This is a genomic window from Clostridium sp. (assembly GCF_029258205.1).
Classification (GTDB): Bacteria; Bacillota; Clostridia; order Clostridiales; family Clostridiaceae; genus Sarcina.
Map to the genome: position 1 here is coordinate 31,256 of NZ_JARHZJ010000041.1, position 16,807 is coordinate 48,062.

General features: G+C 26.6%; 10 protein-coding genes. 1 reads left to right on the forward strand and 9 read right to left on the reverse strand.

Annotated elements, in window-relative coordinates:
• Window positions 1–97 precede the first annotated feature (97 nt).
• Together Q1J60_RS05810 and uraA are read right to left on the reverse strand one after the other, a co-directional pair.
• Window positions 98–1,111: a resuscitation-promoting factor gene (locus tag Q1J60_RS05810; protein ID WP_300259512.1), complete on the reverse strand. Its 1,014-nt coding sequence runs from the start codon at window positions 1,109–1,111 to the stop codon at window positions 98–100.
• A gap of 419 nt (window positions 1,112–1,530) precedes the next feature.
• Window positions 1,531–2,829, reverse strand: coding sequence for a uracil permease (uraA, locus tag Q1J60_RS05815; protein WP_300259514.1), 1,299 nt, complete (start codon window positions 2,827–2,829; stop codon window positions 1,531–1,533).
• Window positions 2,830–3,015: 186 nt separating this feature from the next.
• Between uraA and Q1J60_RS05820 the strand changes: the two genes are divergently transcribed.
• Window positions 3,016–4,599: an ABC-F family ATP-binding cassette domain-containing protein gene (locus Q1J60_RS05820; protein ID WP_300259516.1), complete on the forward strand. Its 1,584-nt coding sequence runs from the start codon at window positions 3,016–3,018 to the stop codon at window positions 4,597–4,599.
• Between the two features lie 48 nt (window positions 4,600–4,647).
• On the opposite strand, the gene Q1J60_RS05825 is transcribed toward Q1J60_RS05820, so the two are convergent.
• The 7 genes from Q1J60_RS05825 to Q1J60_RS05855 form a co-directional block, all read right to left on the reverse strand.
• Window positions 4,648–5,610 (reverse strand): polysaccharide deacetylase family protein, encoded by a 963-nt coding sequence (locus Q1J60_RS05825; protein WP_300259518.1) that lies wholly within the window; start codon window positions 5,608–5,610, stop codon window positions 4,648–4,650.
• A 407-nt stretch (window positions 5,611–6,017) separates the two neighbouring features.
• A complete protein-coding gene (locus Q1J60_RS05830) occupies window positions 6,018–8,204 on the reverse strand; it encodes a DNA topoisomerase III (protein ID WP_300259519.1) in 2,187 nt (728 codons plus the stop codon).
• Window positions 8,205–9,269: 1,065 nt separating this feature from the next.
• The gene (locus Q1J60_RS05835) at window positions 9,270–10,688 is read right to left on the reverse strand and encodes a PH domain-containing protein (protein WP_300259521.1); all 1,419 of its coding nucleotides are present in this window, start codon (window positions 10,686–10,688) and stop codon (window positions 9,270–9,272) included.
• 9 nt (window positions 10,689–10,697) lie between these two features.
• Window positions 10,698–11,165 (reverse strand): PH domain-containing protein, encoded by a 468-nt coding sequence (locus Q1J60_RS05840; protein ID WP_300259522.1) that lies wholly within the window; start codon window positions 11,163–11,165, stop codon window positions 10,698–10,700.
• A 145-nt stretch (window positions 11,166–11,310) separates the two neighbouring features.
• Window positions 11,311–11,709 (reverse strand): hypothetical protein, encoded by a 399-nt coding sequence (locus Q1J60_RS05845; RefSeq protein WP_300259524.1) that lies wholly within the window; start codon window positions 11,707–11,709, stop codon window positions 11,311–11,313.
• A 209-nt stretch (window positions 11,710–11,918) separates the two neighbouring features.
• Complete coding sequence (locus tag Q1J60_RS05850) at window positions 11,919–15,200, reverse strand: ligand-binding sensor domain-containing protein (RefSeq protein ID WP_300259526.1); 3,282 nt, start codon at window positions 15,198–15,200, stop codon at window positions 11,919–11,921.
• Window positions 15,201–15,576: 376 nt separating this feature from the next.
• A complete protein-coding gene (locus tag Q1J60_RS05855) occupies window positions 15,577–16,797 on the reverse strand; it encodes a DEAD/DEAH box helicase (protein WP_300259528.1) in 1,221 nt (406 codons plus the stop codon).
• Window positions 16,798–16,807: the final 10 nt, after the last annotated feature.

Below are 16,807 nucleotides of genomic sequence, written 5' to 3' on the forward strand. Positions count from 1 at the left end.
AATACATCTTAATTATATTTTTATATAAATAATAAATTTATTTAAATATAAATTTTAAAATAAAAAGACAGACCTAAAGTCTGTCCTTTTATCGTAGTTAATTTAATATATAAACGTCTAAATTTCTAACGCCCCAGTTAGATGCTTCTGCTTCTGTGTTAAAGAAAAGATCTACCCTATTTCCTTTTATAGCACCACCTGTGTCAGCTGCAATAGCATATCCATATCCTTCAACATATAATTTTGTTCCTAAAGGAATTACATTTGGGTCAACTGCTATTGTACTATATCCATTTGGATCTCTAAGCACATGCATTCCTGATGCAGTATATGCTTCTGCAGAACCTACTGGATGATTGTAAGCTGTAGATTTAACACTTAGTTTTTTCTTAAAGTTTATGCTTTCTCCACCTCTACTTAAAGTTTGTGTTTTCTTTGTTCCTTTAACAACTTCCTTATTAATAGGTTCTTTTACAACTAGTTCCTGTATAACGTTATTACTTACTTCTTTTCCATTTTCATAAACAAGTTCACGAGTTACTTTTTTCTCTCCATCTTGTCCATCATTTAATACTTCTGTGTACGTTTGTGGTTTACTTTCATCCTTTTTTACCTCTGTTGTAAACTCTATAGGATGAACTTCTGTAACTTTTTTCACATCAACTTTTACCACTTCAACATCCATTCCGTCTTTTAAATTTTCTTTTTTATTTGGTAGTATCTTATCATCATCATCAAAAGATATTCCTTCTGATTTTAACATATCCTCTACATTATCTTCCGCACTAACAACCTCTTTTTCGCCATCTTCTGTTTTTACCTTTACTTTAATGGCCTTGTTTATAGTGATTGTTTCATTTTTTGATATTTTACTTTCTAATGAAGGTGTTACTTTGTCTTTAGGTGCTAATGTTATTCCATTATCGTGTAAAGCCCCTTTTACTGTACCTTTATAGGTAACAATCTCCGTTCTCTCTCCATTAACTACTACGTTAAGAGTTTTTCTCATTGAAAATACTACTACGCCTCCAACTAGAACTAATCCAGTCAGTCCTAATGCTAAAGTTTTATTCCTATTTTCCTTTGAAAACAACTTTTTAATATTTACCATATTATCTCCTCCTTCTGGCAAGTAAAAGTTTTACGCTTCCATGCGAAAGTTATACGCTTTTCTGTATGTCAGAAGGGATTTTACACTTTTTAAGTAAAATATATTATTTATTGTAACCTATTTGTAATTATTAATCAAATAGCCTATCTTACGCATATTCTTACTATTTCTATAAATTTTTAGATATATGCTGTAAAAACCTTGTTTATGTCTATAAATGCTCTAAGATACTTCTTCTTTCTTTAAATAATGCATAGTTTTATGCTATTAATTAAAAATTCAGACAATTTAACAAGCTAATTTTAAAGGCTTTTTTAGAAAAAATAAACTAAATTCTATTAAAATAAACTTTGATAAAAATCTAATATTTTATCTTTCATTTAAATTTCTTAATAGAATTTAGCTCTTTTAATCAATATTTATTTTTCATTCATTAAACCTAATTTATCAAATAACATAAATGCTATACTTAAAATCATAGCAACTATAGTTGCTAATCCCATTCCTTTAATTTCTATTGCGCCAAATCTTACTGCTATATTACTTAATCCAACTATCATTGTAACTGATGTTAATATTAAGTTTTTTGATTTTGAATAATCAACCTTCTCTTCTATGAAAGTTCTTAAGCCTGATGTTGCTATAGTACCAAATAGAAGTAAACTAACTCCCCCTATTACTGGTGTTGGTATACTTCTTATTAAAGCTGATAAAGTTCCTGAAAATCCCAATATTACAGAAAGAGCTCCAGCTCCACAAATTACATAAGAACTATAAACCTTTGTTAGTGCCATTACCCCTATATTCTCACCATAAGTTGTTGTAGGCACTGATCCAAAAAATCCAGATATAATAGTTGATAAACCATCTCCTAAAAGTGACCTATTAAGTCCAGGATCTTTGGATAAATCTTTTCCAACTATGCTACTTGTTACTACTAAATGGCCAACATGCTCTGCAACTACTACAAAGGTTGCAGGTAAAATTGTTAAAATTGCATTTAAACTTGGTTTAGCTATATGTATTTGAGGTATTACAAAAAGGCTTGCCTCTTTTATTGGTGTAAAATCTACTAACCCTAAAAAACAACTAGCTAAATATCCAGTAACTATACCTATTAATATAGGTATTACCTTTAAAAATCCTCTTAATAATACTGAAGATAAAATTACTGTTATTATTGTAATCATTGAAACTAGTACCCATGTTGGATTTAAAACCTTTGAATTGGATAAGCCTACTGGAAAACCAGCCATATCTGCTGCTGTTGGTGCTAACTCTAATCCTATTATTGTTACTATAGCTCCCATAGAAGCTGGCGGAAATAATTTTCTAATCCATCCTGTTCCTACAAAGCCTACAATAATTGCTATGATAGCAAACAATAAACCGGATACTACAAATCCACTTTGCACCTCAGCAAATGAGTATCCCTCTCCCATTAAAAGTAATACTGGTGATATAAATGCAAAACTTGATCCTAAATATGCTGGAATTTTTCTTTTTGTTATGAAAGCATATAATAATGTTCCTATTCCATTAAAGAACAAGACAGTCGCAGGATCAATATTTAAAAGAATTGGTACTAAGACTGATGCTCCAAACATTGCAAATAAATGTTGAACACTTAAAGGAATTGCTTTTTTTAGAGGTAAACTATCCTCTACTCCTATAACTTCTAGTATTTCTACCTCTTTATTTTGTGCAGATTCTGCCATGTTATTCTCCTCCCTTTTCTAGACTCTCAGGTCTAAATTAAAAGTTTATATAAAATATAGCATACCGTTCATAATAATTCAATATTTTTTTGTCGCATTTTATGTTATAATAAGTATTCATGTGCATAAAAATAGTTTTTTGCATTAACAAATTATTAAATTTTAAAGAAGAAAGGACAGAACTTAATGATTACAGTAAATAATGTAAGCTTAAGATTTGGTGGAAGAAAACTTTTTGAAGATGTTAACTTAAAGTTTACTCCTGGAAATTGCTATGGAGTTATTGGTGCAAATGGTGCTGGTAAATCTACATTTTTAAAAATATTAGCTGGTGAAATAGAACCTAATACAGGAGAAGTTTCAATTCCTGCTAAGACTAGAGTTTCTGTTTTAAAACAAGATCATTATCAATATGATGATTGTGAAGTTTTAAAAACAGTTATAATGGGAAATCCAAGATTATTTGAAATAATGGAAGAAAAAGATGCTTTATATGCAAAGCCTGATTTTTCTGATGAAGATGGAATAAAAGCTGCTGAACTTGAAGCAGAATTTGCAGATTTAGATGGATGGGAGGCAGAATCAGAAGCTTCTTCATTACTTCAAGGCTTAGGAATAGGTACTGAGCTTCACTACAGTACTGTTGGTGAACTTAAAGGTGATGAAAAAGTTAAAGTTCTTTTAGCTCAAGCTTTATTTGGTAAGCCAGATGTACTTATACTTGACGAGCCTACAAACCACTTAGACATAAAAGCTATTACTTGGCTTGAGAACTTCTTAGCAAACTTTGAAGGTACAGTTATAGTTGTATCCCATGATAGACATTTCTTAAACATGGTTTGTACACAAATATGTGATGTTGACTTTGGAAAAATCAAATTATACGTTGGTAACTATGATTTCTGGTATGAATCAAGTCAACTTGCTCTTCAAATGGCTAAAGATCAAAACAAGAAAAAAGAAGAAAAAATTAAAGAACTTCAAAACTTCATTGCTAGATTCAGTGCTAATGCTTCTAAATCTAAGCAAGCTACTTCTCGTAAGAAGTTATTAGATAAAATCACTTTAGATGATATTCAACCTTCAAGCAGAAAATATCCTTTCGTTGGATTTAAACCTGAAAGAGAAGTTGGAAACGACATTTTAGAGGTTAATGGAATATCAAAAACTGTTGATGGAGTTAAACTTCTAGACAATGTAAGTTTCAGAGTTAACAAAGGTGATAAGATTGCCTTTGTTGGAAACGAAAGATCAATAACTACTTTATTTAAAATAATAAATGGTGAAATGGAACCAGATTCAGGAGATTATAAGTGGGGTGTAACTATAACTAATGCTTACTTCCCTAAAGATAACACTGAATTCTTTGACGGTTGTGAATTAAACTTAGTTGATTGGCTTAGACAATTTTCTGATGAAAAATCTGAATCTTACTTAAGAGGATTCTTAGGAAGAATGTTATTCTCAGGTGAAGAAGCTCTAAAACAAGCTTCTGTATTATCTGGAGGAGAAAAGGTTAGATGTATGCTTTCTAAATTAATGCTTAGTTCAGCTAACGTTTTAACTTTAGATCAACCAACTAACCACTTAGATCTTGAATCAATAACAGCAGTAAACAATGGTTTAGCAGATTATAAGAGCGTATTATTATTCGCTTGTCACGACCACCAATTTGTTGAAACTATAGCAAACAGAATCATAGAATTAACTCCAGAAGGAATTAAATTTGATAAAGTTTGCACATATGATGAATATTTAGAGACAAAATAATAAAAAGAGCGTGTATTAAAATAAATTTTAATACACGCTCTTTTTATTTTATATATTAGCATCACTTATAGTTTTAAACTCATATCCTTCTTCTTTATAATATTTTATTATTTCAGGCAATATTTTTACGGTCTTTTCTTTTCCAAAAGTATCATGCATAAGTAAAACTACTTGATCTTTACCCTTTGATGTTCTTTTTACATAATCAATCATTTCATTTAGAGTATAAGGTTTTCCTTCTGCATCACCATTTAAAGCATTCCAGTCTATGCTTACTATTCTATTACTTTCTAAATTATTATTTAACTCTTCTAAATTTCTGTCGTTATAATACACTCTACTATTATATCCTCCTGGCATTCTTAAAACATTTGTATCAAACTCAACACCAAGAACTTCTCTCATTATATCGTTTGTTTTTCTAAACTCATCCATAAAATAATTGACATCTGTCATATTTCCTGGATAAAGCTTTTTAAAATTATGACTATAACTATGATTAGCTATAGCATTTCCCTCTTCTATCGCTCTTTTTAAACTATCCTTAGGCGCTTGTCCAGAGTCTAATCTAGAGCCTAACATAAAAAAAGTTCCTTTTACATTTTCATTTTTTAATACATCTAAAACTTGTTCTGTAAGTGGACTTGGTCCATCATCAAAGGTAAGAAAAACATATTTCTCCTTTCCTTCATAAGAACCATCTAACATTTTACTCACATCTTTTGCATTTACAGCATAATTTTTACCATCAAAAGTAACATTTCTACCTGGAATAATATCTGTTGACTTATATTGTGGAAGTTTAACTGTAGCTTCTTGCATTTCTAATTCTTTATTTTCACTTTCATTACCTGTATTGCCCTTAGCTACTTCGGCTTTGCCACTTAACGCAATTCTTGTCCCTAAAAAAATCAAAGCAAATATAGCAAGTAATAATACCTCAATTCTTCTTCGTATATATTTTTTCTTTAAATTTTTATTTTTTCTTTTGCTCAAAGTCTCCTTACTCATAATACCTCCAAAACACAACTTAATTCTATTTAATTATACATTTTTTTCACCCTTGAAATAGTAACCTTTTTATTACAGAATAGTATTATTTTTAGTAATTTTATTTGATATTAGTATGAATTTTTTAAATAAAATATTTTCTATATACAAATAGTATACTCAAAACAAAAATTTATATTATTTTATAAAAAAATAACTCTATCCATTTTTACTTATTTAATGTAAATAAGTTATTAAATGAATAAAGTTGATTTTTTAATTTTTCACTTTGAAATTGTTCATAAAATTATTTTTATATTATAAAAATAAAGAACTATACCAAACTCTAAAATAAAACTTATACATATTCACTAAATATGTTTAGTAAAATTTATTAGATTATTTTTGGTATAGTTCTTAAAATTTAATTAGTCAAATTTAAGACCACTTAAAAGATCAGCAAAAGGATTATTTACACATTCATTTGCTTCCTTTTTCATTTTTTGCATTATTTTATTTACTTCTCTTTTGTTTGTTTTGTTATTTTTATCAAATCTCTTTTTAAATTGAGATTCTTTTTCTCTAAAGTTACAATTTGCTCCTGGACAAACATATATTTTACCTTCTCCATGTCCTCTAATCTCTAATTTTTTCTTACACTCAGGACATCTAGCATTAGTTATTCTTGATATATTTTCTCTATATCCACACTCTCTATCTTGGCAAACATTCATTGTTCCATTTTTGCCTTTTACTTCAAGCATATATTTACCACAATGTGGACATTTTTTGCCTGTTAAGTTATCATGATGGAATTTACTTTCCCCAAGCTTAACATCCTCAACTAAAGCAACAGTATAGTTTCTTATATCTTTTATAAATTTCTTAGAATCCTCTTTTCCTTTGCTTATTCTTTCTAGCTTCTCTTCCCAATTAGCTGTTAAAAGAGGTGATTTTAAATCTTTTGGTACTAAATCTATAAGTTGTTTTCCCTTAGAGGTTGGTATTATTTCCTTTCCTCTCTTTTCTATTACAAAAGAATTAAATAATTTTTCTATAATATCCGCTCTAGTTGCAACAGTACCAAGACCTCCTGTTTCTCCCAAAGTCTTTGCTGAAGATTTATCTAGTGATATAAATTTTTGTGGATTTTCCATAGCGGATAATAAAGTTCCTTCATTAAATCTTGCTGGTGGCTTTGTTTCACCCTTTTTAACATTAATCTTAAGAACTTTAAATTCATCTCCCTCTTTTAATTTAGGAAGTTCTTGTTCTTTTATATCATCGTCTCCATCCTCATCTATTTCTCTATCATAAAGCTTCTTCCATCCTTTAGATTTAACTACTTTTCCCTTTGCAATTAATTTTTCCCCATTAACTTCACCAGTTAAAGTTGTTTGAATATATTCAAATGGAGGCAATAATACACTTAAAAATCTCTTAACTACAAGTTCGTAAACTCTTCTTTCGTCAGAACTTAAAGTAGCTAGATTTCCTTTTTCCTCCGTTGGAATTATAGCATGGTGATCAGAAACCTTATTGTCATCTACAAAACTTTTGTTTGCTTTTATAGGATTTTTTAATATCTCATTTGCTATGTTTCTAAATTCACCTGTAGATACAGCTCTTAATCTCTCTGGAATAGTAGAAACTATATCATTTGAAATATATCTTGAATCCGTTCTTGGATATGTAAGAAGTTTATGATTCTCATATAATCTTTGCATTATATTAAGAGTCTGTTTTGCTGAATATCCAAAAATTTTATTACAATCTCTTTGAAGCTCAGTTAAATCATATAATTGAGGAGAAAATTTCTTTTTATTACTTTCATTTATCTTGATTATTTTTCCTATTTTCTTCTCATTTAAATGAGAAACAACTCTTTCTTTGAAATCATTTTTAAATATTCTTGAATTATTATCCTTATTTATCCATGTAAAATTACATTTATCTGTTTCTATTAAAATAGTACTATACTCTTTTGGTTTAAAGTTTTTAATATCCTCTTCTCTTTGAACTATCATTGCTAAGGTAGGTGATTGAACCCTTCCTGCTGAAAGCTGAGCATTATATTTACAAGTTAAAGCTCTAGTAACATTTAAACCTACTAACCAGTCAGCCTCTGCTCTACACTGAGCAGCTTGATATAAGTTATTGTAGTTTTCTCCTGGTTTAAGATTTTTAAATCCATCTAATATAGCTTTATCTGTTTGAGAGGATATCCAAAGTCTCTTTATAGACTTTTTAACATGTGCTTTTTCTATTATCCAACGTGCTACAAGTTCCCCTTCTCTTCCAGCATCTGTAGCTATTATTATTTCATCTATATCTTTTCTTTCCATTTGCTTTTTAACTTCATAAAATTGCTTAGTAGCTTTTTTTATAATCTTAAGTTTTATATGCTTAGGAAGCATTGGAAGAGTTTCCATAGACCATATTTTAAGCTTGTTATCATAATCTTCTGGAGATTGTAACTCTACTAAATGACCTAAAGCCCATGTTATTACATAATTCTTTCCTTCAATATAACTTCCTTTATTATTATTACACTTTAAAACCTTGGCAATTTCTCTACCAACACTAGGTTTTTCTGCTAGTACTAATTTCTTCAATAAAATCATCCTTTCATGATACTACATATTTGTAATATCTTCTTACAGAATTCTATATGAAATAAAATACTATTATTTTCATAGAATTTGCTCTATTTTATATATTTTCACTCTAAAAAACTCTTAGTTTTTAAGTTTATATTAGTAAAATTTAAGTTTTTAAATGATAAATAAACCTGTACAAATTAATTTTTTAAAAAAAGTGTAAAAGCCTATATATTGAGTAAATTAACAATATACGTACTCTTACACTTTCTTAAATTAATATATTAGTGAACATTCCTATTTACCATGTAACACAACTTAGAGTTAATTTAGAATTTTATTACTCTTAATATATTATATGGTATAATATGGTTAATTCTTCATTCCAAAATTAAAAAACTTTAAGTATAATACACTATCTATATTACATTGTTAATTATATTCGATTTTCAGCTACTTTGCAATTTTATTTTAATACTTATATTTAAGCATCCGGTAATTACATAGAGTTTTCTTTACATCTATTTCTTAATCTAAACTCTCATTTTTTCTAGTCCTTAAAAATATAACTTTTACAATTGAAATAATTAATAAAATTAATATATACATAATAACACTCTTAATATATTTATAAAAAAATTAATGAGAGAAGGTAACATTACCTTCTCTCACTATGCTTATGTGTTTATAATATTAAATTGTACGGAAGAATTCAAATAAAAATCGAAGTGATATATTATTATTAATAAAATTCTTCTCACTTATATTTTATATCACAAATAATAAATAATCTAATAGTATTTACTAATTGAAACTATAATTAAATTAATATGAATTATATTTAAACGCTGTAGCTCCAAGTTAGTATCGGAATAAGAGTGCTTTCTTCCATTTATATAAAATCTATAACTTAAAGGAGTTTATTTATGAAAACTTTTAAATTTTAGTTATAATGCATTAAATAAAAAAGAAATAAGTTCCGTGTAGCTTATTTCTAGTCTATACACAAAAGTCTTTTAATTATAAAAAGTCTTTTTATCTTTTAATATATTTATTTAACAAATAAAATTCTATATTTTATTAGGCCCACTTCTTTAATTCATCATAAATATCTAATTTTAAGTTCTTTAATTTTATCCAATCAAGTTTCTTTTGGGAATAAAATCTAAGTTTAAAATTACCAAGTTTTTTTCTTATTTGAAGTGGATTTGATGTTACTCTTATTTCTTCCATGCTAGATTTTTTTATAAAAAATTGTCTTCTATTAAATGATTTATAGCTAACATAATATAAATCTCTTCCAAAACCTATTTTAGTATTTTTATATAACAAAGTTCTATCAATAATAACTACTGGCACACTTACTAAAAACAGCCATATCTCACCAGTTAATAAAAAAAATCCTACGCTAGAATATAAAGCAACTTGTATTGGAATGGTAAAAAATCTTCTACGATCTTTCTTTTCTGGCTTGTACACTTTCCCTTCAAATAGAAACTCTGGAACAAGATTTTTTAATATATCTATATATCCTTTCTCATTACATAATGGAAATATAAGTTCATCTTCCTTAATATTATTTCCATATCCAACCACACAGCATTTTATAGTATAAAGCTTAAATATTTGATTTATAATATTTTGCTCTATTTTTACTGCATGTATGCTTTCCATAGGAATTGAATAGCTTCTTCTTGTTATTAATCCATACTCAAGTTTTAAATAGTTATTATCTCTATATATTGTGAACTTATAATACTTAGATAATATTGCTAATATAGAAAATATCAATATTATTAATAATAAAATACTAAATAAAAAAAGTGCTGATAAAAATATTGCTAATATTGTATTTCTAGATATTACATTTTCCTCAATAACATTCTTGAAAAAACTTATTAATTCTTGATTCAATCTCTTATGTATCTTGCTCATAAAATTTATACTTGAATATAAAACCCCTATTCCTAATAATATATTGTTTCTAAGCATTGAAAGTAAAATCAAATGAATAGCTGATATATTATAAACTAAGGTTTGATTTATTTCTCTTTCATCATGTATTAAATTTCTTATCCTATAACTTAAATTTCCATAAAGAGATTCTAAATCAGTCTTTTTTAATACCATTATTATTTCTGCATTTTTTTTTGAAGAAGGATATACACTATCAATCTTTATCTTTCTTAGCTTAAAAATTCTATAAATTACATTTCTCTCAAGCTCTATTATGGATATACTCCTTAATGGAATAAGCATTTCTTCCTTAAGTATAGCCCCTTCCTTATATATTAAAAAATTTTCCTCAATTAAAATACTAGTATTAAACCATTTCGCTAGAGAAAAAGTTAAAATTAATACTATATAAATAGAAGTTGTTTCCTCAATATAATTGTTAAATTTCAAAACTAAAAATATTATTACTGGCCAAGTATTTTTCATCAATTTAAAAAATGTTATAAAAATGTTACACCAATGATTTTTTTTATAAAACTTCATTTTCCACCTCTAAACTTGCTCTTTAACTATATAATGGAAAAATCTTATCTGTTCCTTATTAATTGCTGGAATCCCAACTTTTCCTCCTGCAGTATAAATATTTATACTCTTTATCCTTAAAAGCATATCTATTGGATTTTCACATATATTTATGTATTTTATATTATCACTTTTTATACATATATATCTTTTAAACAATACTCCATATCTAATTTCAATAAAATCACTAAATATAAAATAAGACCATGTAAGGTACTTAATTATTGGCCATATTAATACTGCTATAATAAATATCATTGCAATTAATAACTGAAAAATTCTTAAATTATTATTTATAACTCCATTTAATTGATTAAAGCTACTAAAGTTTTTTAATTTATAAAGCCCCAATCTTAAAATCAAATATAAAAGTAAAAAAATTAAAAATCTAAGAATAATAGATTTAATAATAAATAATTTACTTAATTTATACTTCATTCACTCCTCCTTTAATAATAAAAAAACCTATAAGAAAACCATTCTTATAGGCTACCCTACTCATACTAAAACTTTCCTTAGTATTAAATATTTTACCACATTATAATACTTATTTAAATCATTATATATTACCATATTCTAAAAGTTAATTCACCCTATATTTATTTAAGTTAATTTGCTTTTTAAGTTGAGGCAAAATAAAATTCATCAATTCCTCTCTATTATTTTTTTCTACAAAACTTTTTACTTCTTCATAATTATCAAGAATTATTTCTATTATTGATTTTATCCAATTTACTACTTTCTTTTCAGAAGTAACTGTGCAATCATAAGAAATGATTAAATTTAATTTTTCATAAAAAAATTCAATCTTATTTATCTCCTTCATTGTCATTATTGATTCTTTAATAAGTTCTTCATATTTACTGTTATTTGCTAATCCTCTTAATATTAAATCATTCTTTAATGTAACTTTTCCCCTTTTACTATCTACTACCTTTATATTTGAAGCCATTTTTATTGCACATCTTTTTAAATCAATCATATTTTTCTCCCTAAATAATATTCCCTATCTAAAGCTTATGATTAATATCCATTGAAAATTCCAATCCCTAAATAATACAACAAACTAAAAGAAAGCGTACCAAAATTACCTATAAATAAAACTTACAAATAATTTGAATAAGTAATATTCATTAATATATTTGTAAGTTTTATTAAATTTAATCTTGATATACTTTCTTTTTTAATTAGCTATTTGTTCGTTTCTTGTCTTATAGGTAAAACAATTATAAAAGTACTTCCTTTATTTAATTCACTTTCTACTCTTATTGTGCCATTATGAAGTTCTATTATACTTTTTACCAATGTCAAGCCTATACCACTACTTCTATATTGTTTTTTTGATACACTATCAGCTTGTGCAAATCTATTAAATATAATCTTCTGTTGCTTCTCAGATATTCCAACTCCTGTATCTTTTATAGCAATTTCTACAGATTCATTTTCACATTGTCTTATGAAAACTTCAATTGTTCCATGCCCATTAGTATATTTTACAGCATTAGATAAAAGATTAATAACACATCTTTCAATCTCATTTTTATCACACTCTACCTCTAATTCTTCTATTTCAGGATCTATTATGATCTCTAAATTATTTTCTTCAATATAGGCTTTTAGACTTAAGGATGTATCTTCAACTAAAGAAACTATATCCTGTTTTTCTATATTCAACCTATATGTACCTGATTCTATTTTTGATGAATCTATTATATCATTTATTATCTTAAGTAAATGATTAGCATTATTCTTAAGAGTATTAGTATAATCTTCTACTTGATATTTTCCTAAGCAATCTTTCTTATTCTTTAATTTTATTAGCTGTACCGTAGATAATATAACATTTAATGGAGTTCTAAGCTCATGTGAAAGATTTACAAAATAATCATTTTTAAATTTTTGCCTTCTTATCATCTCATCCTTTAAATCTGCTGCTTCTTTATAAAGCTTCTCTTTTTCTATGTAAAGTTTTTCTTTTTCCTTTGCCTCTTTCTTCAATTGCTCAGCTCTTTTCTTTACGGTTTTCTCTAAAGCATTTACATAACTCCACATTAAGAAAATAACTATTAATGCACTTGAAAAATATATTAAATAAGCCATTGGTGTACGCCATGGTGGTGGCGCAATTTTCAAATCTAAAGTAGTTACTGAAGTTAAGTCTCCATGATTATCCCTAGCTCTAATTAAAACCTTATATGTTCCTGAATCTAAGTTTGCATAATTAGCATTATTTCTTTTATTAGCAAAAGTCCAATCTTCATCAACACCTTCTAACTTATACTCATATGTAATTTTCGTTGTATTTAAATAATCTGGCAAAAAGAAATCAATAGATATATTATTTTGATTATACTTTAAGCAAAAAGTTCCTCCATAGTATGGATAGTCTTTATTATTAACCTTAATTTTATCTATTACTACTTTGCTATTATTTCTATTATCTGCTAATTTCAAAACGTCCTTAGGATAAAATGTAGTTAACCCATTTATACCTCCAAAAAACATTTCTCCATCTTTACTTTTAAAATAAGATCTTCCATTAAATTCATTACTTTGTAATCCATCCATAACAGTATAATTTATGAATTTATTTTCTTTTTGATTAAATCTAGATAGACCATCATTTGTGCTTATCCAAATATTATCTTCTTCATCTATAAGTATTCCATATATATAATTATTAGCTAATCCATCTACAATAGTGTAGTTAGTAAATTTATCAGTTTTAGGATCTAGTTTACTTAACCCTGCTTCAGTTCCAATCCAAACATTTCCTTTTGAATCCTTTGCTAAGCAATGTACTCCATTGTTTATAAGACTATTACTATCAAAGCTATTATTTAAATAACTTTTTAATACACCCTTATTTTTGTCAAACTTTACTACACCACCATCAATCCCAATAGTAATCCATAAAAATCCCTCTTCATCTTCTGAAATACTTGTTACAACATTTTCAACTATACCTACAGTATTAAAGACATTAGAATAATCAGTAAAAGTTCCGGTTTTATCATCATAGGATTGTAATCCACCTCTTGCTCCTATCCATAATAATCCATCTTTATCTACAAAAACATTCCTAGCATCCATTTTATTTCTTTCTTTCATATTATCTGGATACTTTAATCTTTCAACTTTTCCACTTTTTTTATTTATCTTATTAACTCCCCCTTGAGTTGCAACCCATAAATTATCTTTGTCTGCTTCACATATTTGCCAAACTACATTACTACTAAGAGTATTCTCATCATTGTTATTACTATAAAAATTTCTAACTTCACCAGTCATGGTATTCAATGCATTTAGACCTGCTGAGTTAGTCCCAAGCCATAATATCCCATCAGAATCTTTATATATTCCACTCATGCTATTATCACTAATTGTGTTTTCCTTATCTGGCTCTCTTCTATATTGGTTAAATGGTTGGTTAGGATTTAATAAACTTATTCCATTATAAGTACCAAACCAAAGCAATCCACTTCTATCTTCATATGCAGTTAATACATTGTCATTAACTAAACTGGTATCATCATAATATCTATTTTTAAAAAGATGAATCTTTTTATTCTTCTTATTATATTCTAATAATCCTTTTTGAGTTGATATCCATAAATTATAATATTTATCTTCATAAATAGCATTTACACTCTCTGGATCTATTTTAAAAGACTCTAATTCTTTATCTAAATAAGTAATATCTTTATAATTACTTGATATTAACATAATATGACTATTTGTTACTAACCATATATTATTCTCTCTATCCTTATAAATATTAGAAATTGCTGAATTCTCATTATCTAATAAATCATTTATTGATAGAACCTCTCTATTCTTAGAATTAATTATACTTAATCCTTCACTTGTTCCAACCCATACATTTCCGTACTTATCTTCACATAAAGAAGCAACTACATCACTTTTTAATCCTTTTGGTTCAGTATCTTTAAAAATTTGAGACATCTCTCCTGTTTTAGGATTATAAATATTTAACCCTCTTCTAGTAGCTATCCAAATTGTTCCATCACTATGTTTTAATATATCCCATATATTATTATTTGATAGCTTGCTCTTTCCTTCTTCATCCTCAAACATTCTACTTATTTTATTTGTTATTACATTTATTTTACTTATACCTTTACTAGTTCCAATAAGAATATTATCATTATCATATTCTATTATAGATGATATTAAACTTGAGTTAATACTATTTTTATCATTTCCTAATTCCCTAAAAACAACAAACTCATGTCCATTATATTTATTTAATCCATCTGATGTCCCAAACCACATATACCCTCTATTATCTTGAATTATCTTATTTACAGTAACTTGAGATAGTCCATCCTTTAATGTTAAATTGTTGAATCTTACCTCTGATTCTCCTAAAGCAAAAACATTTTTACCTTGAATTAATATTAGCATTGAGAAGAGAAAAGCATATATTATAATTATTTTTTTTATATTCAATTTTATTACCTCTCTAAAACTAAAATAATAATTTAATTTAATTTTCTCAAAAAACAAAAATATTGTCAAACAATGTCGCCTCAAATTTAATATTTTATCCTAATAATATTCACACTCCTCAAAAACTTTTCCATATTATACAATATTAATATCTCATCAAAATTAATGTTTTTTAATATATTCACTTACTTTCCATGAAAAACTTCTAAATAGAATATTTTTAATTCTTTAGTAACTTTTAAAGATTATTTTTTTATAATTACATAACTTTCTTCTAAAATTATTTTAATTAAACTCCAATTAATAACAGACAAAAACTACTAATCAAATAAAAAAGCACCAAAAGAAATGGATTCTATGGTGCCTTATAATATATTTAATTATATTTTTTATATACTTTTTTAGTTAAATTGCTTTTCTTTTTACTATTGTTTTTATTTGAATGAACTTTTTTTACATCTGTTTCATGTATCTTTCCTTCATATAAATAAACTCTAGGAATTTTTATTTTTAATTGTCTTTCACATTTTACTATTATTTTTTCTTCTTTATAATCTGCTAAAGAGTATGCAAAGCCTTTTTCACCTGCTCTTCCTACACGTCCTACTCTATGCAAGTAGTTCTGAGAATTCATAGGAATATCTAAATTAATTATATGTGTAGCTCCCTTAATATCTAGTCCTCTAGCTGATACATCTGAAGTTATTAAAACCTTAGCTTTTCCACTTCTAAAGTCTTGAAGAGCTTTCTTTCTCTCCATTTTATTATCACTTCCATGAAGAGAAACTGCTTCTATTTTATTATACTTTAACTTCTGAATTACATTATGCACATTATAGCTATTATTTATAAAAACTATTATTTTTTTATCACCACCTATAGCATGTATAAGCTTTCTTAAAAAATCTATTTTATCTCTTAATTCAACTTGAAAATATCCATGTTCTATATTTTCATTAACTTTATTTGCAGCTTTTGCTTGAATAAGTTCACTTGTTCCTATTAATTCTTCTGCAGTTTCTAGAGCTTTTTCATTCATTGTAGCTGAGAATATAAGTTTTTGAGTATCCCTTGGGCAAGACCTAACAACACTTTTTACATCTTTTATGTTTATAAAATCTAATAGCTTATCACCTTCATCAATAACTATTGTTTTTATAGTATTAGTAGTTATTTTTTTCTTATTTATAAGTTCTAAAATTCTTCCTGTAGTTCCAACAAGTATATGAGGCTTATTTTTAAGTTTTTCAATTTGTCTCTTTATATTTCCACTTCCAACTAAAGTTGTTGAAGTTATCTTTTTTCCAAGACCTCTTTTAAGATCATTTAAAACATTATTTATCTGAACTCCTAATTCATGAGTTGGTGAAAGCACAATAGCTTGCATCTCATTTTTTGAATCATCAATATTTTCTATTATAGGAAGTAAATATGCTAAAGTTTTTCCTGTCCCTGTTTCAGCTTTTCCTATTACATTTTTACCGTTTAAAATTTCAGGTATAGCTTTTTCCTGAATATCTGTTGGCTCATCTATACCTAATCCTACTAAGGATTTTGCAACCTCTTCACTTAATCCTAACTTTAAAAATTTATTCATTAGCATCCCA